Raw genomic sequence first — 19,131 nt, forward strand, 5'->3', positions numbered from 1 at the left:
AAGCCCGTGAGCGACACAGCCCAGCCCAGCCGCCGGATTCCGATGCGCATGATCGCACCCAATCTGGTGACGTTGCTGGCGCTCTGCATGGGGCTCTATTCCGTCCGTTTCGCGGTGGAAGGCAGCTTCAAATATTCGGTCATGTCGATTGCCGCGGCAGCGGTTTTCGATGCGCTCGACGGGCGTATTGCGCGGGCGCTGAAGAGTGCCTCGCGCTTTGGCGCAGAACTCGATTCCTTGGCCGATTTCATCGATTTCGGCGTCGCGCCGGCCCTGATCCTCTATTATTGGGGGTTGCACAACGGCGGCAATCTCGGCTGGTTCGTCTGCGTGATTTTCGCCATCGCCTGCGCCTTGCGGCTGGCGCGTTTCAACGTGATGATCGACGATCCGAAAAAGCCGGCTTGGGCGGGCCAATTCTTCACCGGCATGCCTGCGCCGGCAGGCGCCATCGTCAGCCTGCTGCCGGTCTATCTCGATCTGTCCGCCTATACGCAAATAAGCCCCGGCAAAGCTGCCGTGCCCTACGAAATGGCCTTCGTGCTGCTTGTCGCCTTCCTGATGGCGAGCCGCATTCCGCATTTCTCCGGCAAACAGCTCGGACGCATTCCGCGCGAATATGTCGTTGTCGTGCTGGTCGCCGCGATCACCCTGATCCTGTTGCTGTGGCATTTCCCGATGGAGGCGCTCATTGTCATCGCGACCGCCTACATCCTTTTGATTCCCTTGAGTATTCGCAAGTACCGCGCCTATGTCTCGGCCGACCGGCGTGCTGCCGACTCAGGGCCAGGACCTCAATAGCCCATTTTTCGCCGCAGGCGGCGGGCATTGGCCTTGGCCTTCTGCCCCGCGGGGTGGGTGGTCGCGCGTGCCACTTCGAACCCGGTGAGCATCAGGCCGCCGGCAGTCAGCGGCGGGTTCATGGCGGCATCGAACATCGCAACCGCGCCACCCATCGCGCCTTGGGTCGCGGCTACAGCCTTCTCGCTCAACATCATCCGCGCTTCGCGGTCGGTCATGGCGCCGGTCGCCATCAGTGCCATGCGAATGGAGATGGTGGTCCAGGCGGCAAACGAAGTCTCGATCGCCGAAGCGGCCGATTCAAAAGCTTCCGTCTGGACTTGTACGAGATCATCGATCATGCCATATGCTCTTTCGCAATCCGTGCCCCGGTCGAGTCAAGCGATGCTGCCGCTCGATAAGTGTTATCATACACACAGTCTGTCCGAGACCAGTTCACAAATTGTTTAATCTCGATTAGGGTCCGCGCGGAAAAGCGGGCTGGGGCGGGCGAACTTCCTCAGTCGCATGGGTTTTTATCGGACGATGAAGATGATTTTCGTCCGAAAGTGCAAGTTGCCGGTTGCAAGAATGATCTGAACGATGGCCGATGTGAACGGCGCGTTTGGATATTGCAGCTGGCGGATGGGCTGCCCCGAGGGGCGAAGGATTTGGAACGGTATGGCGAAAGAAGAACTGCTTGAATTTCCCGGCATTGTCTCGGAACTGCTGCCGAATGCGACTTTCCGGGTGAAGCTGGAAAACGATCACGAGATTATTGCCCATACGGCGGGCAAAATGCGCAAGAACCGCATTCGTGTGCTCACCGGCGACAAGGTCATGGTGGAAATGACCCCTTATGATTTGACCAAAGGCCGCATCACCTATCGGTTCAAATAGGACGGCGCATGCGGCACTTCAGGTCCTGACCCAAATGACAGATCAGACTTCCTGGCGGCCGAAATTGGTGCTGGCTTCTGCGTCGCCGCGCCGGCTTGCGCTGCTGCAACAGGTTGGTGTCGAGCCGGATGCCCTGATCCCGGCCGATATCGACGAAACCCCCAACAAATACGAATTGCCACGCGGTCTTGCTGCGCGCCTCGCGTCGACGAAGGCCAAGGCGGCGGCGAAAATCGCCACCTCGCGTGAAGATTTGCAGGATGCGTTCGTGCTGGCCGCCGATACGGTGGTGGCGGTTGGGCGCCGCATTCTGCCGAAATGCGAGATCGTCGACGAGGCGGGCCAATGTTTGCGGCTCCTGTCGGGGCGGGCACACCGCGTCTATACGGGCATCACGTTGATCACGCCGAAGGGCGCGGCACGGCATCGGCTGATCGAGTCGCGGGTGCGCTTCAAGCGCTTGTCCACTGCCGATATTGATGCTTATCTTGCGTCTGGCGAATGGCGCGGCAAGGCGGGCGGCTATGCCATCCAGGGGCTCGCGGGCGCCTTTGTCGTGAAACTGATCGGATCTTATCCGTCCGTCGTCGGCTTGCCACTCTATGAAACCATCGCGCTGCTCTCCGGCGAAGGCTTTCCGACCCAATTGCTCTGGATGAATCGGGAGTAGGGCATGCCCGACATGTCGAAGGACCCCGGCGATCGCAAGATCAAGATCGCGACGTGCCCAATCTGCGGCAAACCGGCGGTGAAAGAGTTCCGTCCTTTCTGTTCCAAACGCTGCGCCGACGTCGATCTCAATCGCTGGTTCTCGGGCACTTATGCGATTCCAGTGACCGAGGATAGCGACGAGGACGGTGAGGAGGGGGAGCGGTCTTAGACTGCGCTGGTTTGGACGGTCCAGAAAAAATTCTCAGACTGCGGAACCTTCGACGTAGATCATTTCGCTGGCCGCTAAAGCAATTGGGCCGCCACGCTTTCGCACGACGGCCCCTGAAATGATTTACCGCTTACCGATCGGCGCATATTCGCGTTTGGGTGCGCCCGTATAGAGCTGCCGCGGGCGGCCGATCTTCTGGCCCGGATCTTCGATCATTTCTTTCCATTGCGCGATCCAGCCGACGGTGCGGGCGACGGCGAAGAGCACGGTGAACATTGTGGTCGGGAAGCCCATCGCCTTCAGCGTGATGCCCGAATAGAAATCGATATTCGGATAGAGCTTCTTCTCGATGAAATAATCATCGTGCAGCGCGATGCGTTCGAGTTCCAATGCGACGTCGAGCAGCGGATCGTCCTTGATGCCAAGCTCGTTCAACACTTCATGCGTCGTGCGCTGCATGATTTTGGCGCGCGGATCGTAATTCTTGTACACGCGGTGGCCAAAGCCCATCAGGCGGAACGGATCGTTCTTGTCCTTTGCGCGGGCGATGTAATGCGGAATGCGATCGACCGTGCCGATCTCGGACAGCATCTTCAGCGCTGCCTCGTTGGCGCCGCCATGTGCAGGCCCCCAGAGGCAGGCGATGCCGGCGGCGATACAGGCGAAGGGATTGGCTCCCGAAGAACCCGACAAGCGCACTGTCGAAGTCGATGCGTTTTGCTCGTGATCGGCATGCAAAATGAAGATGCGGTCGAGCGCACGCGACAGCACTGGATTGATCTTGTAATCTTCGCACGGCACGGCAAAGCACATGCGCAGGAAATTCGACGTATAGTCGAGATCGTTCTTCGGATACACGAACGGCTGGCCGATATAGTATTTATACGCCATCGCCGCGAGTGTCGGAACTTTGGCGATCATGCGCATCGACGCGATCATGCGCTGCTTGGGATCGGAAATATCGGTCGAGTCGTGATAGAAGGCGGAGAGCGCGCCGACCGATGCCACCATCACCGCCATCGGATGGGCATCGCGGCGGAAGCCCTGAAAGAAGCGAGCCATCTGTTCATGCACCATCGTGTGGCGCGTGATCGTGTAGTCGAAATCGGCTTTCTGCGCGGCGGTTGGAAGCTCGCCGTAAAGCAGCAGATAGCAGGTTTCGAGAAAGTCGCCGTGCTCGGCGAGTTGATCGATCGGATAACCGCGATAGAGCAGCACGCCCTCGTCGCCGTCGATGTAAGTGATCTTGGATTCGCAAGAAGCGGTCGAGGTAAATCCGGGATCGTAGGTGAACATTCCCGTTTGACTGTAGAGCTTGCCAATATCGACGACCGAAGGCCCGATCGTTCCCTCCTTCACCGGCATCTCGACGGATTTATTATCGAAGATAAATGTGCCGCTCATATCAATGGTCCTTATTTTACGCATCAGCCAAAGGTCGGGATTTTGCGCCGCACAAAAGCTAACGGAACATGGGGCGGTCAGCAAGCACAGGCAAGGGGGAATTTTGCCGACCCGAAAACCCTGCCAAATCCGCTACGCGTAAAGGCGCCGCGGAGCAAGAAAGCATTCGGTGCGGTTTGTCTATTCGGAACCGGTTCAGCGCGCGGCACGGCCCTTGCTGCCGGCCGCTGCGGCGATCGCGCGCTGATGATTTGTGTAAAGCGCAGAACGCGTTATCGGTCTTCAGGCTTGCGCCTGATCCTTGAGCCGAGCCAGGCTTTCTTCGCGCCCCAGCACCTCCAGCACGTCGAAAATGCCCGGTGATGTGCCGCGGCCCGTGAGCGCGGCGCGCAAGGGTTGCGCGACCTGGCCCAATTTGGCACCGGTTTCCTCGGCATAGGCGCGCACCATGTCTTCCGCGCCCGCCGCGATCCAGTCGCGCAGGGCGGCAAACCGCGGCACGAGCGCGGCGATATGCGCGCGTGCACTTGGCGACAGGATTTCCGCCGCTTTGGCATCCACAGGCAAGGGCCGCTGCGCGAACAGAAATTGCGCGCCGTCCAGCAATTCGTTCAGCGTTTTCGCACGCTCTTTGAGACCGGCCATTGCGCGCAGCAATTTTGCGCGCATCGCGCTGTCGAGCCGCGCGAGCACGGCGGGGCCGCCGGGCAGATAGGGGAGGGCTTCGACGAGAATATCGAGCAAGTCTTCGTCCGGCATCGCGCGCATATATTGGCCGTTCAGATTCTCAAGCTTGGCAAAATCGAAGCGCGAGGGTGAGCGGCCGATGCCGGTCACATCGAAAGCCGCGATCATCTCTTGTGTCGTGAGCATGTCGTTGGAGCCGTCGCTCCATCCCAAACGCAGGAGATATTCGCGCATGGCGGCGGGCAGATAGCCCATGGCGCGATAGGCATCGACACCGAGTGCGCCATGCCGCTTGGAGAGCTTGGCGCCGTCCGGTCCATGGATTAGCGGGATATGCGCCATCGCCGGCACGTCCCAGCCGAAGGCCCGATAAATATGCGTCTGCCGCGCCGCATTGGTCAGATGGTCGTCGCCACGGATGATATGCGTGACGCCCATGTCGTGATCGTCGACGACGACCGCCAGCATGTAGGTGGGATTGCCGTCCGAGCGCAGCAACACGAGATCGTCGAGGTCCTTGTTCGGGAAGGTCACTTTGCCTTGCACACGATCGTCAACAATCGTGACGCCCTCTTGCGGAGCCTTGAGGCGGATGACCGGCTTCAGCCCAGCCGCTTCCGCCGCCGCGCGATCGGCCTCCGAGCGGTCGCGCCAGCGACCGTCATAGCGCGGCGGCCGCTTTTCGATGCGGGCGAGCTCGCGCATCTCATCGAGTTCCTGCGGTGTCGCATAGCATTTGTAGGCGTGGCCCGAGTCGAGCAGACTCATAGCGGCCTCGCGATGGCGGGCCGCCCGCGCGAATTGGTAGACGACATCGCCGTCCCAAGTGAGGCCGAGCCATTTCAGCCCATCGAGAATCGCGTCGATCGCCTCGGGGGTCGAGCGTTCGCGGTCGGTATCCTCGATCCGCATCAGCATTTTGCCGCCGGTATGCTGGGCATACAGCCAGTTGAATAAGGCGGTGCGCCCGCCGCCAATATGCAGGAAGCCGGTGGGCGAGGGGGCAAAACGGGTAACGACCTCAGACATTCTTCAAGAATCCGGCTCGGGCTAAGGCGGTCGACGGCCGTTAGCGTGCTCTTTCACATTTCGCGCGCTCATGTAGCATGCGTGCATCGCGTGTAAAGCGTTGGTTGAACCATGGCGCGGCAAGGGGCTGGCGGCGGTGCGAGTTTGAGCGGAACCTTGCGCGGGTCCCGCCCGTGGCCTGTTGCGTTCTTCGACTTTGTGCGCGCCGCGTGGCATGCCGAGCTTGCCGAGCGTAGGCTGTTTCTTTGGCTGCCCGTCGCGGCGGGTGTCGGCGTTCTGCTCTACATGTCGGCCGATCATGAGCCGTCGCTTGCTGCGGCGGTCGTCTGGACGCTCGCGTTCGGCGCCTTGGCGTGGCTCTTCCGCGCGCGGCCCATTGTCTTTCCGATTCTGTTGTCGCTGACCGCGGTCTTCGCCGGTTTCACCGCGGCGGCCTGGCGGGTGGAGCGGGTTGCGGCGCCGGTCCTCAATCGCATTCTTATCGGCACGGTGAGCGGCACGATCGAAGAGATGGACATCCGGCAGATCGGCGCCCGATTCATCATCCGTGTCGATTCCATCGAAGGCCTGGCGCCAGAGCAAACACCCTATCGCGTGCGGCTCACGACCAAGACGCCACCCAATGTCGAGGCGGGAACCTATGTCCAGGTGAAGGCGCGGTTGGTGCCGCCGGCTCATGCCGATCTGCCGGGCGGCTATGATTTTGCCCGCGACGCCTATTTCATGCGGCTTGGCGCAGTCGGCAACGCGCTCGGCCAGATCGAAGTTCGCGCCGCGCCGCAGGAGCCAAGCTATGGGCTGCAGCTCGCGGCGGCGATCGACAGATTCCGCAACCTTTTGGCGGCGCGCGCGAATGCCGCCGCCGGTGGCGAAGCGGGGCCGATCGCCGCGGCGATGGTGACGGGCAAACGCGACCTCTTGCCCGAGGAGACGAAGGATATCATCCGCGAGGCGGGCATTTTCCACATCGTGACGATTTCCGGCTTGCAGATCACGTTGGTGGCGGGGTTGCTGTTCCTGATCGCGCGGCGCTGTCTCGCTTTGAGCTCGCATCTGGCGTTGCATTATCCGATCCGCAAATGGGCGGCAGCTTTCGCCATGATCGGCGCGTTGGCCTATGACATGCTGACCGGCTCGCGTATCGGCACCGAACGCGCGTTGATCATGACCCTGATCGTGATGGGTGCGATTCTGTGCGATCGGCGCGCCCTGACCATGCGCAATCTTGCCCTTGCCATGATCGTGGTGATTGCGTTGGAACCGGAAGCGCTGCTCGGCGCGAGCTTTCAATTGTCTTTCGCCGCGGTTGCGGCGCTGATTGCTGTGCTCGAAGCCAAAATGCGCAGCGATGAAAAGCATCGACAGAACGAGATCGACATGCCGCTGCGCCGTGCGCCGCAGGACCATCGCGGCTTGCAGGGTTGGTTCGCGCGGCATGTGGCGGGCGCGCCCAAACATCTCCTCGCCGGGACCGCCGCCGCGACCTGCGCCACTGCGGCCTTCATGGCCTATGATTTTCACGAACTCAGCCCATACGTGCTCATCGGCAATCCGCTCACTTTGCTGGTGATCGAATTCTTCGCCGTGCCAGGCGCGTTGCTCGGCGCGCTTTTATATCCGCTCGGCCTCGACGGGCCGGTTTGGACCTATGTCGGCATGGGCATCAATATCGTCATGGCGGCCGCCGGCCATTTAAGCGAATTGCCCGGCGCCACTCTGCATCTGAAAGCTTTCGCGCCGTCCGCCCTGTTGTGTTTCACCCTTGCACTTGCCTGCGCCGTGATCTGGCGCAGCACGCTCTTTCGTCTCGCAGCCCTCCCGCTCATAGGACTTGGGATGTTCGTCGCCGCACAATCCGAAGCCTATGACATCTTCATTCCATCCTATCCGCAATCCATCGCCGTGCGGCAAGACGACGGAACGTTGGGTGCGCTTGGCCTTCGTCCGGATCTCTTCGCGCTCGCGCAATGGCTGAGCGCTGATGGTGATAGCCGGACGCCGCGCGACGCGGCACTCAGCGCGCAATCCCATTGCGATAAACTCGCTTGCATCGCGACGCTGCCCAATGGCGAAGTCCTGTCATTGGTGTTGCAGGCGCAAGCCTTTTACGAAGATTGCACGCGCGCCAACATCATCGTCAGCCCGCTGATCGCGCCGGACTATTGCAAAGCCCAACACATTTTCGATCGCGAAAAACTTCTCCAAACCGGCGCCGTCGCGCTGCGCTGGTCCAACGGACAATTGATGATGCAAGCCGCGCGTGCTCCGTTGGAAAACCGCCCCTGGTCGCCTCTGCCGACGCCCATCCGCAAACCCTCGCATTTTGCCGATGCGGCAAAGCCGTCACAAAACTCCAGCAACGCGTCCGCGCCGAAAAACGATTACGGCGATCCGTTCGCCTATGATGCCGATCAATGAAACGTCAGTATTTACGGATCAAGCTGACGAGCTTGCCCTGGATCTTCACCCGGTCCGGCCCAAAGATTCGCGTCTCATAAGCCGGGTTTGCGGCTTCGAGTGCGATCGAGGCACCGCGCCGGCGCAAGCGCTTCAAGGTCGCTTCCTCATCATCCACCAGCGCGACGATGATGTCGCCGGTGTCGGCCGTGTCCTGCCGGCGGATCAGCACCGTATCGTTTTCGAAAATTCCCGCTTCGATCATCGAATCGCCGCGCACTTCCAGTGCGAAATGTTCGCCCGAACCCAGGAACTCCGGTGGTACCGAAATCGTGTGGCTGCGGGTCTGAATTGCGGAGATCGGCGTTCCGGCGGCAATGCGCCCCATCACCGGCACAGCGACGCTTTGCATCGTCTCGTCGTCGGGCGAGGCCGTGCCCACCGCGCGCACCTTGCCGAGATTGCCCTCAATGACGCTCGGCGCGAAACGGCCATTGCGCGAGCTGCTCGGCACTGCCGACTCCGGCAGTTTCAACACTTCTAGCGCGCGGGCGCGATTGGGCAGCCGGCGGATGAAGCCGCGCTCCTCGAGCGCCATGATCAGCCGGTGAATGCCGGACTTTGACCGCAGATCAAGCGCGTCCTTCATTTCGTCGAAAGATGGAGGCACGCCGGTTTCCTTCAGGCGCTCGTGAATGAAGCGGAGCAATTCATTCTGTTTCTTGGTCAGCATCGATCATTCCCCTTCATGTGCTCGCAACCTTAAGGAAGCCTTCGCGAATCAATCGCTGTTCCTCATAACCTGCGGCAGGACCTTAAACAAATCATGAACGCATGTTAAGCGTTCTTTTTATGTTCCGCAAGGGGTAAATCGTTGAATTTGGCGCAAGACTCCTGGGTTTGACGGTACGAGGGCGTTCAGCCGGCCCGGTTAATTTCTTCTGCGACCGCATCAAGCCGAGCGGCGAGACCTTCGCCGAATCGTCCGCTCACGCAGTCATCGTCGAACAAATCGGCATAGCGCTCGCCCGAGTCGCAAATCAGCGAAACGATCGAACCCGGCTCGCCGGCATCGAGCATGCGCCGCCGCAGCCGCAACGCGCCGATGAAATTCGTTCCCGTGGAGGGGCCGACGCGGCGGCTGAGGATCTTTGACAGCACGCGCATCGCGGCAATCGAATCGAGGTCCTCGACCGGAAACATTTCGTCCACCACGTCGCGGATGAAGGACGGCTCGACGCGCGGCCGGCCGATCCCCTCAATCCGGCTGCCGGTGGCGCTGGTCAGCGTGGGGTCGCCGCTGGCGTGATAGGCCGTGAAGATGGAGTTTTCCGGATCGACGACGGCGATACGCGACGCATGCTGGCGGTAGCGCACGAAACGGCCGAAGGTGGCCGATGTCCCGCCGGTCCCCGCGCCGACGACGATCCAGGCTGGAGTCGGATGGCGCTCGTGCGCCATTTGCGCGAAAACGGATTCGGCAATGTTGTTGTTGCCGCGCCAGTCGGTGGCGCGTTCGGCATAGGTGAACTGATCCATGAAATGGCCGCTGGTTTCGCGCGCCAATTGGTGCGAAGCGGCATAGACGGCATCGGCGGAATCCACGAGATGCAGGCGCCCGCCGTAGAATTCGATCTGTGCGCACTTTTCCTGGCTGGTGCTGCGCGGCACGACGGCAATGAAGGGCAGGCCCAAAAGCCGCGCGAAATAGGCTTCGCTGATCGCTGTCGAACCGGAGGAGGCTTCGATGATCGTCGTGCCTTCATGCACCCAGCCGTTACACAAAGCATAGAGGAACAATGAGCGCGCGAGCCGGTGTTTCAAGCTGCCGGACGGATGGGTCGATTCGTCCTTGAAGAAAAAATCGACCGCGCCGGGAAGCGGGATTGGCACGAGATGCGTATCGGCAGAGCGTGTAAAATCCGCCTCGATGCGGGAGATGGCAGTGTCGAGCCACGTGCGGGCCATACGTCCTCCAATCGATGAAACGCTTGAGAGCGTGCCTGACTACAGCCGAATGATCCGGCACAGATCGCCGGCGTCCGCCGCCGCGGCATGCGGGACGCGGATCAGGAGGCACTGCGCCTCGGCCAGGACGCGCAGCATCGAGGAATCCTGCAGGCCATGCGGTGTCACGCGTGGCAGGTCGTCCGCGCGCTCGGTGAGCGTCGCGCGCAAATAATCCTGCCGGAAATCATTGGCCTTGACCGGCACGGCGAGGCGCGCCGGCTCGCTGTGATCGTCCGCCGCGTCGGGGTCGCCGCTGAGCGCGCGGATGAGCGGCACCACGAACAGTTTCGAGCAGACAATGGCGGATACCGGATTTCCCGGCAAGCCCAACACATGCAGACCGCCGAGCATGCCGTGCATCAGCGGTTTGCCGGGCCGCAGTGCCAGCTTCCAAAAATCGAGCGTCATGCCTTCGGCGTGCAGCGCCTGTTGCACGAGATCGTGATCGCCGACCGAAGCGCCGCCGAGCGTGACGAGAATGTCGGCTTTGGCATCGCGTGCCTTTGCAATTGCCGCGCGCAGAAGCGCCAAATCGTCGGCGACGATGCCCAAATCGAACACCTCGGCGCCGGCTTTCTCCGCCATGATCGCGACGGCAAAAGAATTGGAGGCGACGATCTGATCGGGGCCCGGCTCGGCGCCCGGCGCCACCAATTCGCTCCCCGTGGCCAGGATCGCAACGCGCGGACGGCGTGTGCAGGGCAAGGCCGGATGGTTCATCGCCGCCGCCAGCGCAACGCGGTTGGCATTGAGCCGCAAGCCTTTTTGCAACAGCGCCTGACCTTGCGCGAAATCGAGTCCGGCCTTGCGGATATGGCGGCCGAGCGGTTCGCTTTGCTCGACGCTTATGTTGATGCCGTCGCGCCGGGTCGTCTCCTGCAGCACCACCGTATCCGCCCCTTGCGGCACTGGCGCGCCGGTGAAAATGCGCGCGGCTTGACCCGGTTGGACCGTACCTGCGAAAGCCGTGCCGGCCGCGCTTTCACCGACCACATCGAGCCGTGCCGGCACCGTTGCGATATCTTCAGCCCGTACCGCATAGCCGTCCATGGCCGAGGCGTCAAAGGGCGGTTGGGTCCGCCGTGCGATGACGTCTTCGGCAAGCGTACGGTCGGCGGCCTGACTCAAGGGAACGAGTTCCATGCCAAGCGGCCGCGCTGGCGCAAGGATGCGGGCGAGAGCGTCGGAAACGGGGAGGAGAGGGGCTTTCGTCATCAGGTTCGATCGTTTCTCCGCCAAGGGGATCCAGGGTTTAAATCCCGTCAGCCTTCGGCCCGCCAATGGCCCGACCTGCCGCCGGATTTTTCGACGAGATGGATGTTTTCGATCCGCATGCCGCGATCGGCGGCCTTCACCATGTCGTAAAGCGTCAAACATGCCACGCTCACGGCGGTCAGCGCTTCCATCTCAACACCGGTCTGGCCTTTGACCTTCACCGTTGCTTCCACAAGCACCTGCGCCGCCTCGACATTGGGCGTCAGCTCCACCGTCACCTTCGACAGCATCAAAGGATGGCAGAGCGGGATGAGGTCGTGCGTGCGTTTCGCCGCCATGATGCCGGCGATCCGCGCCGTGCCAAGCACGTCGCCCTTTTCCGCATTGCCCGATAGGACAAGGGCAAGCGTCTGCGGTTGCATTGTCACAGTGCCGCGCGCCACAGCAACCCGTTCGGTCGCCGCCTTGTCCGATACGTCAACCATATGCGCTTCGCCGGTGGCGGAAATATGGGTGAGTTTGCTCATGCCTTCACGGGGACGCCGACGAGAAGATCGTGCGTCGCCTTCTCCACGTCCTTCTGCCGCATCAAGCTTTCGCCGACAAGGAAGGCGCGCATGCCTACGCGTGCGAGACGCTGGCAATCTTGATGTGTGAAGATTCCGCTCTCTCCCACGGCGATCTTGCTCGGCGGGATCATCGGCGCTAGCTGTTCGCTCACTTCCAACGACACGTCGAACGTTTTGAGATTGCGATTGTTCACGCCGATCAATTTGGTTTCCAACCGCAGCGCGCGCTCGAGCTCGCGCTGATCATGCACTTCGACCAGCACGTCCATGCCCAAATCATGCGCCGTGGAATTCAGTGTTTTGGCGCAGTCGTCGCTGACGCAGGCCATGATGATCAAAATGCAATCGGCGCCCCAGGCGCGCGCTTCGAACACTTGATAGGGATCGAAGAGAAAGTCCTTACGCAGAGCCGGCAATTTGGTCGCCGCGCGCGCCTTTGTCAGAAAGTCCGGCGCGCCTTGAAACGAAGGGCCGTCGGTCAGTACGGAAAGGCATGCCGCACCGCCTTTTTCGTAAGCCTCTGCCAAGGCCGGCGGATCGAAATCGGGGCGAATGACGCCTTTCGACGGGCTCGCTTTCTTGATTTCGGCGATCAGCGCAAAACCGGCGTCGGCCTTGTCTTTGAGAGCACGGGCAAAGCCCCGCGGCGGCGTTTGGGCACGGGCCTGGCGTTCGAGCGCGTGAAACGGCATGCGCACTTTCGCGTCGATGATTTCGCGGCGTTTATAGGCTTCGATCTTCTCTAGTATGTCCGCCATGTTACGCTCCCGTGCTGGAGCGGTTCGAGACTGCCACCAGAGTGGATAAGACCGCCTTTGCGCGGCCCGAGTCAAGCGCCTCAGCCGCGAGTTCGGCCCCCGCGCGCAGGTCGGCGGCCTTGTCGGCGACGACCAACGCGCCGGCCGCATTGAAGATGGCAATGTCGCGATAGGCACCCGGCGCGCCATCCAAAACTGCGCGCAAGGCTGCAGCATTATACTCGGCATCGCCGCCCTTCAGCGCCGCCGGATCCGCCCGTGCGACTCCAATGTCCTCGGGGGTAATTTCAAACGACGTGATCTTGCCGCGGTCAAGCGCGACCACGCGCGTTGGTCCGGTCGTGGTGATCTCGTCGAGCCCGTCCGAGCCGTGCACCAGCCAAACCTTTTCCGAGCCGAGATTCTTGAGCACATGCACCATCGGCTCGAGCCATGCGGCCGAAAACACGCCGGTCAATTGCCGTTTGACGCCGCCTGGGTTGGCGAGCGGTCCGAGGATGTTGAGAATGGTGCGCGCGCCGAGCTCGGTACGTACCGGTGCGACATGCCGCATCGCCGCATGGTGGGTTTGCGCCCACATGAAACCGACGCCGGCTTCGCGCACGCAAGCAGCGACATCGTCCGGGCTGATGCCGATCTTGACGCCGAGCGCCACCAGCACGTCCGACGCGCCGGACCGCGAGGAGGCTGCCCGGTTGCCGTGCTTGGCGACCGGCACGCCGCAAGCGGCGACGATGATCGAGGCCAGCGTCGAGACGTTGTAGGAACCCGATGCGTCGCCGCCGGTGCCCACCACATCGATCGCATTGCTCGGCACCGACACGCGCAGCATTTTAGAGCGCATAGCGGTGACCGCGCCGGTAATCTCGTCCGCCGTTTCGCCGCGCACGCGCAGGCCGGCGAGGAAGGCGCCCATCTGCGCCGGCGTCACCTCGCCCGACAGCAGCGCATCGAAAGCCATCTCCGATTCGACGCGCGACAGGGCGGCGCCATTCAGGATCTTGGCGATGAGGGTTTTGAACGCGTCCATGGGCGGATCAGTGCGGCGTTGATGGGTGGGCAGGGCGCTTGCCGCTGCTGTTCCAATCTGCCGCCATGTCGAGAAAATTCTTGAGGATCAAGTGGCCATATTCCGACTGGATGCTCTCGGGGTGGAATTGCACGCCATGGACGGGATAGTTCTTGTGCGACAGTCCCATGACCACGCCGTCATCGGTCTCTGCCGTGACTTTCAGATCCTGCGGCATGGTGTCCCGCTTGACGATCAGCGAATGGTAGCGCGTGCCCTGAAACGACGAATTGATGCCGCGGAACAAAGCTTCGCCGCGATGATGGATCTCCGACACTTTGCCATGCATCGGGATGTCGATCCGTACGATATCGCCGCCATACACGTCGCCGATGGCCTGATGGCCGAGGCAGACGCCGAACATCGGCACGTGATCGCCGGCGGCGCGGATCAGGTCGCAGCAAATGCCGGCCTCTTTGGGCGTGCAGGGGCCGGGGGAGAGGACGATCGCGTCGGGCTCTTCGGCGAGGACGTCGTCGACCGACACCTGATCGTTGCGATAGACCGTTACGTCGGCACCAAGTTGGCCAAGATAATGGACGAGATTCCAGGTAAAGGAATCATAATTGTCGATCAGCGTGACGCGGGTCATGATGTCCTTCCTCCTGGCTCCGGTTAAAAGGGAGAGTTCTTTTCCACTGCCGGGACGTTCCCGTCAAGGCGATCGATTGTGCCGCGCCCCTTGCCGCCGCGACCATTTGCGCAACCGCGTAATAGGGTTATTGGGGATTCCGGTCTGAAGATTTTAGGCGTCTTCTGGCGGCACCGGTCTTGGCCGTGCGTTTTCGTCGATCGCGACGAAGGTGAAGACGGCGTCGGTCACCTTCTCCATCGTATGGGTCTGGAACCGCTGTGCCCAGGCCTCGATGTGGATTTTCATCGATGTCCGGCCGACCGATTCCACTTCCGTATAGACGCATAAGACGTCGCCGACCTTGACCGGGCGGATGAAGGTCATGCTGTCGACGGCGATGGTGACGACGCGGCCTCTTGCCCGTTCGACCCCCGCGATGCCGCCCGCCTGGTCCATGCGCGAAAGCACCCACCCGCCGAAAATATCGCCGTTGGCGTTTGTGTCGCCAGGCATGGCGCTGATACGGACAGTCAAATTGCCGCGCGGCTGCGTGATGATCTCGCGATTTGACATGGAGGACCTCAGTGATTCGACCTCCCGCCACCCTAACACGGAGCTTTCGTTCTCGCGCGTGCCCCCCGGGACGGCCGGCTGAGGCCTATCAGCGCGGTGGAGGCCGAGGAGCCGGAGGTCAGCGGCCTTCGATGAACGCCCGCCCGAGGGGTGTAACGCTCACCGTGGCCTTACCTTGAGTCCAATTGCGGGCAACAAAGCCGCGATCGTTGGCCTCTTCCCAGACCGGCAGGCGCGGGCAGGAGGTGCGCCAGGCCTCCATCACTTCGGCATAGGGCCGTTCGCCCTGGACGAGCCATGCGAGGAGATCCCGCAGCAACGGGTCGATCGTATCGGACATGGGCGGTCTCCTGATCTTGTCGATGCGCAGGCATTCGGTAGGAACAACCGGTGAAAATCCATGATACTCGATTTAGGCGGACGGCAGAATATTTCAGGCAATTTCCACGGCACGCTTGCACTTTTCCGCCAATCCCTATAAGAGCGCGCCATCCCACAGGCGGGTTTTTGCGGTTCCTGATTCAAGGCGTCGCGCCCGGTGGTTTTTAGCAATCCAGCGAAAAACCCAGTACCCGCCGAGGTTTAACCGGAGAATGAGTTTATGGCACTTCCTGATTTTTCCATGCGTTCGCTGCTCGAGGCAGGTGCGCATTTCGGCCACCAGTCGCACCGCTGGAACCCGAAAATGGCTCCGTACATTTTCGGCACCCGTAACAATATCCACATCATCGACCTCGCCCAGACCGTGCCGCTGCTGCACCGTGCGTTGCAGGCCGTATCGGATACGGTGTCACGTGGCGGCCGTGTGCTGTTCGTCGGCACCAAGCGCCAGGCGGCTGACCAGATCGCCGATGCCGCGAAGCGTTCGGCACAATATTATATCAACTCCCGGTGGCTCGGCGGCATGCTGACCAACTGGAAGACGATTTCGGCGTCCATCGCCCGTCTGAAGAAGATCGACGAGACCCTCAATGCGGGCGCCGTCGGCCTTACCAAAAAAGAGCGTCTGATGATGACCCGCGAGCGCGAGAAGCTCGAAAAGGCTCTGGGCGGCATCAAGGACATGGGCGGCACGCCCGACCTGATCTTCGTGATCGACACTAACAAGGAACAGCTGGCGATCAAGGAAGCCAACCGTCTGAACATTCCGGTTGCCGCGATCCTCGACACCAACAGCGATCCGGCCGGCATCACCTTCCCGGTTCCGGCCAACGACGACGCCGGCCGTGCGATTGCCATGTATTGCGATCTCGTTGCCCGCGCCGCCATCGACGGCATTTCGCGCAGCCATGATTCGCTCGGCATCGACGTCGGCGCGGCGGATGCGCCAGTTGAGGAAGAGCTGCCCGTCGTGCACCAAGCTTCGCATGAGGCTCCGGCCGAAGCGTTCGAGCTGCTCACGGCACCGCGCGGCGCTCCCGACGATCTCGCCAAGCTGCAGGGCGTCGGCCCGCAACTCATCAAGAAGCTCAACGATGCCGGCGTGTTCCATTACTGGCAGATCGCCGCTATGACCGACGAGGACGTCGCCAAGCTCGACAAGGACCTGAAGCTCAGCGGCCGCATCGCCCGCGACGGCTGGGTCGAGCAGGCGCGCGCGCTGATCGCCGGCTAATCGATCCCCTGCATTTGCCCATTGGCAAATGCTTGTCACATTTCTTCCATAGCTGAGGGGCGGCTGAATGCCGCCCTTTTTCAAACATAGGAGCCAGAGGAATGGCTGAAGTTACTGCTGCCATGGTCAAGGATCTGCGCGAGAAGACCGGCGCGGGCATGATGGACTGCAAGACCGCGCTCAATGAAACCCAGGGCGATATCGAAGCCGCCATCGACTATTTGCGCAAAAAGGGCCTTTCCAAGGCGGCTAAGAAGTCCGGCCGTGTGGCAGCCGAAGGCCTCGTCTCCGTCGCCGTCAAGGGCAACACCGGCGTGGTCGTGGAAGTCAATTCCGAAACCGATTTCGTGGCGCGCAACGACGACTTCCAGGCGCTCGTCCATGGCATCACCGCGGTGACGCTTGATAAGGGCGTCGCGGCCGATGTCGAAGCCGTGAAGGGCGCGCATTATCCGGGCGGCGGCACCGTTGCTGACGCGATCGCCAACGCCATCGCTACCATCGGCGAAAACATGACCCTGCGCCGTGTGCGGGGCCTGCATGTGCCGCACGGCGTTGTCGGCCAGTACATCCACGGCGCGGTTGTCGAGGGCCTTGGCAAGATCGGCGTCATTGTCGCGCTCGAATCGACCGGCGACACGGACGAGCTTTCCATTCTCGCCCGCCAGATCGCGATGCATGTGGCCGCGACCAGCCCGATCGCTCTCGACAGTTCCAGCATCGATCCGGCTGTGGTCGAGCGCGAGAAGTCTGTGCTCGCCGACAAGCACCAGGGCAAGCCCGCTAACGTCATTGAAAAGATTGTCGAATCCGGCCTCAAGACCTATTACAAGGAGGTCTGCCTGGTCGACCAGGTGTCGATCCATGCCGATCACGCCGGCAAGACCATCGGTCAAGCGGTGAAGGATTCGGAGGGCAAGGTCGGTGCGCCGGTCAAGATCACCGGTTTCGTCCGTTACGCGCTCGGCGAAGGCATCGAGAAGCAGGAAACAGATTTTGCGGCGGAAGTCGCCAGCATGAGCAAGGCCTAACCGCCTTGACGAGCTAAGATAATAAAGAGCGGCCTCGGGTCGCTCTTTTTTTGGCCCTGATGGTGCAGGCTGGCGGCATTCTCTGCCTATGATTAATACCAAGGGTCGCGAGAGGCGACCTTTGGACCGCTCTTCATTTTTCGCTCTCGCCTTGAAAAGGCGAAAAATGAAGAAAGGAACCAACGGTCACTCTTCGTTACCGTTGATATAATGTCGTTTTGAATGGAATCGCTCGAAGGGAAACGCAGATGACCGGTGTCTGGAAACGCGTGATGGTGAAACTTTCGGGCGAGGCTTTGATGGGGGAGACGACCCACGGCCTCCATGCCGAGACGGTCGAGCGAATTGCCAAGGATCTGGCGCTCGCCGCCTCGGACGGCACGGAAGTGGCGGTCGTGGTCGGCGGCGGCAATTTCTTCCGCGGCATTCAAGGCGCGGACAAGGGCATCGAGCGGGCCCGCGCCGATTCGATCGGCATGCTCGCGACCGTCATGAACGCTTTGGCCCTCGAACAGGCCATCGAAAGCCAAGGCCAGCCCGCGCGGGCGCTTTCGGCTGTGGCCATGCCGTCGATCTGCCAGCCCTACTCGCGTCAGGCGGCGCTCAACCACCTCGCCAAAGGCCGCGTCGTGGTTCTGGCCGGCGGGGTCGGCCATCCCTTTTTCACCACCGATACGGGCGCAGCCCTGCGCGCAGCCGAACTTTCCTGCGACCTGATCATGAAGGCGACCCAGGTGGACGGCGTCTATTCGGCCGACCCGAAAAAGGACCCCCATGCCAAGCGCTATGAGCGCATCACCCACGACGACGCGATCGCTCAGAATCTCGCGGTGATGGACACGGCGGCTTTTGCCTTGGCACGGGAGAACGCCATCCCGATCGCGGTCTTCGAACTCAAGAAGCCGGAATCGATTACCACCGCCTTGAAGGGACAAGGCCGATTTACCCTGGTCGTGCCGCGCTGAACGGCGGGCGATAAACGCCAGCGGCCAAAATGGCGATTCCCATTTCGGCGAAAAATGATTTAAGAGAACGGTACAAATCTGAACGGGTTATGACAATGAGTGGATCTTTCGACCTCAACGACATCAAGCGGCGCATGGCGGCGTCGGTGCAAGCGCTCAAGCACGAACTTGGCGGGTTGCGCACCGGCCGCGCCTCGGCGAGCCTGCTTGAGCCGGTGCAAGTGGAGTCTTACGGCCAGCGCATGCCGCTCAATCAGGTCGGCACGATCAGCGTGCCCGAGTCGCGCATGCTGTCGGTGCAGGTGTGGGACCGCTCGATGGTTCAGGCCGTGGAAAAGGCGATCCGCGATTCCAATCTTGGTCTCAACCCGGTGACGGAAGGGCAGACCTTGCGCATTCCGATTCCGATGCTGAACGAGCAGCGCCGCAAGGAGCTTGTGAAGGTTGCCCATAAATATGCCGAAGACTCGCGTGTTGCAGTGCGGCATGTGCGCCGTGACGGCATCGATCAGCTCAAGAAGCTGCTGAAGGACAAGGCGATCACGGAGGACGAAGAAAAGCGGCAGACGGCCGAGATTCAGAAGGCCACCGATTCGTCGATCGCCGAAGTCGAGCAGGTCTTGGCGGCAAAAGAAAAGGAAATTTTGCAAGTTTAAGATCGTTGCAGCGCGCTCG

General features: G+C 61.5%; 21 protein-coding genes. 9 read left to right on the top strand and 12 right to left on the bottom strand.

Annotated elements, in window-relative coordinates:
• The first annotated feature begins 6 nt into the window (after window positions 1–6).
• The gene (gene pssA / locus V9T28_RS07895; RefSeq protein ID WP_245423812.1) at window positions 7–801 is read left to right on the top strand and encodes a CDP-diacylglycerol--serine O-phosphatidyltransferase; all 795 of its coding nucleotides are present in this window, start codon (window positions 7–9) and stop codon (window positions 799–801) included.
• On the opposite strand, the gene V9T28_RS07900 is transcribed toward pssA, so the two are convergent.
• Window positions 795–1,142: a hypothetical protein gene (locus tag V9T28_RS07900; RefSeq protein WP_116398463.1), complete on the bottom strand. Its 348-nt coding sequence runs from the start codon at window positions 1,140–1,142 to the stop codon at window positions 795–797. The two genes, pssA and V9T28_RS07900, sit on opposite strands and share 7 nt — an antisense overlap.
• Before the next feature lie 319 nt (window positions 1,143–1,461).
• Between V9T28_RS07900 and infA the strand changes: the two genes are divergently transcribed.
• From infA to yacG, 3 genes are read left to right on the top strand one after another with little or no spacing between them, the layout of a single operon-like run.
• On the top strand, window positions 1,462–1,680 hold the full coding sequence (gene infA / locus V9T28_RS07905) for a translation initiation factor IF-1 (RefSeq protein ID WP_116398464.1): 219 nt from the start codon (window positions 1,462–1,464) through the stop codon (window positions 1,678–1,680).
• A gap of 34 nt (window positions 1,681–1,714) precedes the next feature.
• Window positions 1,715–2,350, top strand: coding sequence for a Maf-like protein (locus tag V9T28_RS07910; protein ID WP_116398465.1), 636 nt, complete (start codon window positions 1,715–1,717; stop codon window positions 2,348–2,350).
• 12 nt (window positions 2,351–2,362) lie between these two features.
• The gene (gene yacG, locus V9T28_RS07915; RefSeq protein ID WP_116399752.1) at window positions 2,363–2,560 is read left to right on the top strand and encodes a DNA gyrase inhibitor YacG; all 198 of its coding nucleotides are present in this window, start codon (window positions 2,363–2,365) and stop codon (window positions 2,558–2,560) included.
• Between the two features lie 123 nt (window positions 2,561–2,683).
• Here yacG and gltA read toward each other — a convergent pair whose 3' ends face one another.
• Entirely contained in the window at window positions 2,684–3,964 is a 1,281-nt protein-coding gene (gene gltA / locus V9T28_RS07920) for a citrate synthase (RefSeq protein WP_116398466.1), read from the bottom strand.
• Between the two features lie 282 nt (window positions 3,965–4,246).
• The gene (gene gltX / locus V9T28_RS07925) at window positions 4,247–5,680 is read right to left on the bottom strand and encodes a glutamate--tRNA ligase (protein ID WP_116398467.1); all 1,434 of its coding nucleotides are present in this window, start codon (window positions 5,678–5,680) and stop codon (window positions 4,247–4,249) included.
• Window positions 5,681–5,791: 111 nt separating this feature from the next.
• Between gltX and V9T28_RS07930 the strand changes: the two genes are divergently transcribed.
• Window positions 5,792–8,098: a ComEC/Rec2 family competence protein gene (locus tag V9T28_RS07930; protein WP_116398468.1), complete on the top strand. Its 2,307-nt coding sequence runs from the start codon at window positions 5,792–5,794 to the stop codon at window positions 8,096–8,098.
• Between the two features lie 4 nt (window positions 8,099–8,102).
• On the opposite strand, the gene lexA is transcribed toward V9T28_RS07930, so the two are convergent.
• From lexA to V9T28_RS07975, 9 genes are all read right to left on the bottom strand, one after another.
• Window positions 8,103–8,810, bottom strand: coding sequence for a transcriptional repressor LexA (lexA, locus tag V9T28_RS07935; RefSeq protein WP_116398469.1), 708 nt, complete (start codon window positions 8,808–8,810; stop codon window positions 8,103–8,105).
• A 185-nt stretch (window positions 8,811–8,995) separates the two neighbouring features.
• Entirely contained in the window at window positions 8,996–10,045 is a 1,050-nt protein-coding gene (locus tag V9T28_RS07940; protein ID WP_116398470.1) for a PLP-dependent cysteine synthase family protein, read from the bottom strand.
• A gap of 39 nt (window positions 10,046–10,084) precedes the next feature.
• A complete protein-coding gene (locus V9T28_RS07945; RefSeq protein ID WP_116398471.1) occupies window positions 10,085–11,302 on the bottom strand; it encodes a molybdopterin molybdotransferase MoeA in 1,218 nt (405 codons plus the stop codon).
• Between the two features lie 47 nt (window positions 11,303–11,349).
• Window positions 11,350–11,829 (bottom strand): cyclic pyranopterin monophosphate synthase MoaC, encoded by a 480-nt coding sequence (gene moaC, locus V9T28_RS07950; RefSeq protein ID WP_116398472.1) that lies wholly within the window; start codon window positions 11,827–11,829, stop codon window positions 11,350–11,352.
• Window positions 11,826–12,629 carry an indole-3-glycerol phosphate synthase TrpC gene (gene trpC / locus V9T28_RS07955; protein ID WP_116398473.1) on the bottom strand — a complete coding sequence of 268 codons (804 nt, stop codon included), beginning with the start codon at window positions 12,627–12,629 and terminating at the stop codon, window positions 11,826–11,828. Before trpC ends, moaC begins: the two co-directional genes overlap by 4 nt.
• A 1-nt stretch (window position 12,630) precedes the next feature.
• The gene (gene trpD, locus V9T28_RS07960) at window positions 12,631–13,659 is read right to left on the bottom strand and encodes an anthranilate phosphoribosyltransferase (RefSeq protein WP_116398474.1); all 1,029 of its coding nucleotides are present in this window, start codon (window positions 13,657–13,659) and stop codon (window positions 12,631–12,633) included.
• A gap of 7 nt (window positions 13,660–13,666) precedes the next feature.
• The gene (locus tag V9T28_RS07965) at window positions 13,667–14,290 is read right to left on the bottom strand and encodes an anthranilate synthase component II (protein ID WP_116398475.1); all 624 of its coding nucleotides are present in this window, start codon (window positions 14,288–14,290) and stop codon (window positions 13,667–13,669) included.
• Window positions 14,291–14,443: 153 nt separating this feature from the next.
• A complete protein-coding gene (locus tag V9T28_RS07970) occupies window positions 14,444–14,845 on the bottom strand; it encodes an acyl-CoA thioesterase (RefSeq protein ID WP_116398476.1) in 402 nt (133 codons plus the stop codon).
• A gap of 118 nt (window positions 14,846–14,963) precedes the next feature.
• Window positions 14,964–15,185: a hypothetical protein gene (locus V9T28_RS07975; protein ID WP_116398477.1), complete on the bottom strand. Its 222-nt coding sequence runs from the start codon at window positions 15,183–15,185 to the stop codon at window positions 14,964–14,966.
• Window positions 15,186–15,446: 261 nt separating this feature from the next.
• Between V9T28_RS07975 and V9T28_RS07980 the strand changes: the two genes are divergently transcribed.
• From V9T28_RS07980 to frr, 4 genes are all read left to right on the top strand, one after another.
• Window positions 15,447–16,460, top strand: a complete 1,014-nt coding sequence (locus V9T28_RS07980) for a 30S ribosomal protein S2 (RefSeq protein ID WP_116398478.1) — start codon at window positions 15,447–15,449, stop codon at window positions 16,458–16,460.
• A 101-nt stretch (window positions 16,461–16,561) separates the two neighbouring features.
• Window positions 16,562–17,491, top strand: a complete 930-nt coding sequence (gene tsf / locus V9T28_RS07985; protein ID WP_116398479.1) for a translation elongation factor Ts — start codon at window positions 16,562–16,564, stop codon at window positions 17,489–17,491.
• Between the two features lie 248 nt (window positions 17,492–17,739).
• Window positions 17,740–18,456, top strand: coding sequence for a UMP kinase (gene pyrH, locus V9T28_RS07990; protein ID WP_116398480.1), 717 nt, complete (start codon window positions 17,740–17,742; stop codon window positions 18,454–18,456).
• Between the two features lie 95 nt (window positions 18,457–18,551).
• Window positions 18,552–19,112, top strand: coding sequence for a ribosome recycling factor (gene frr, locus V9T28_RS07995; protein ID WP_116399753.1), 561 nt, complete (start codon window positions 18,552–18,554; stop codon window positions 19,110–19,112).
• Window positions 19,113–19,131 lie beyond the last annotated feature (19 nt).

It is taken from the genome of Methylovirgula sp. 4M-Z18 (genome assembly GCF_037890675.1).
Taxonomy (GTDB): domain Bacteria; phylum Pseudomonadota; class Alphaproteobacteria; order Rhizobiales; family Beijerinckiaceae; genus 4M-Z18.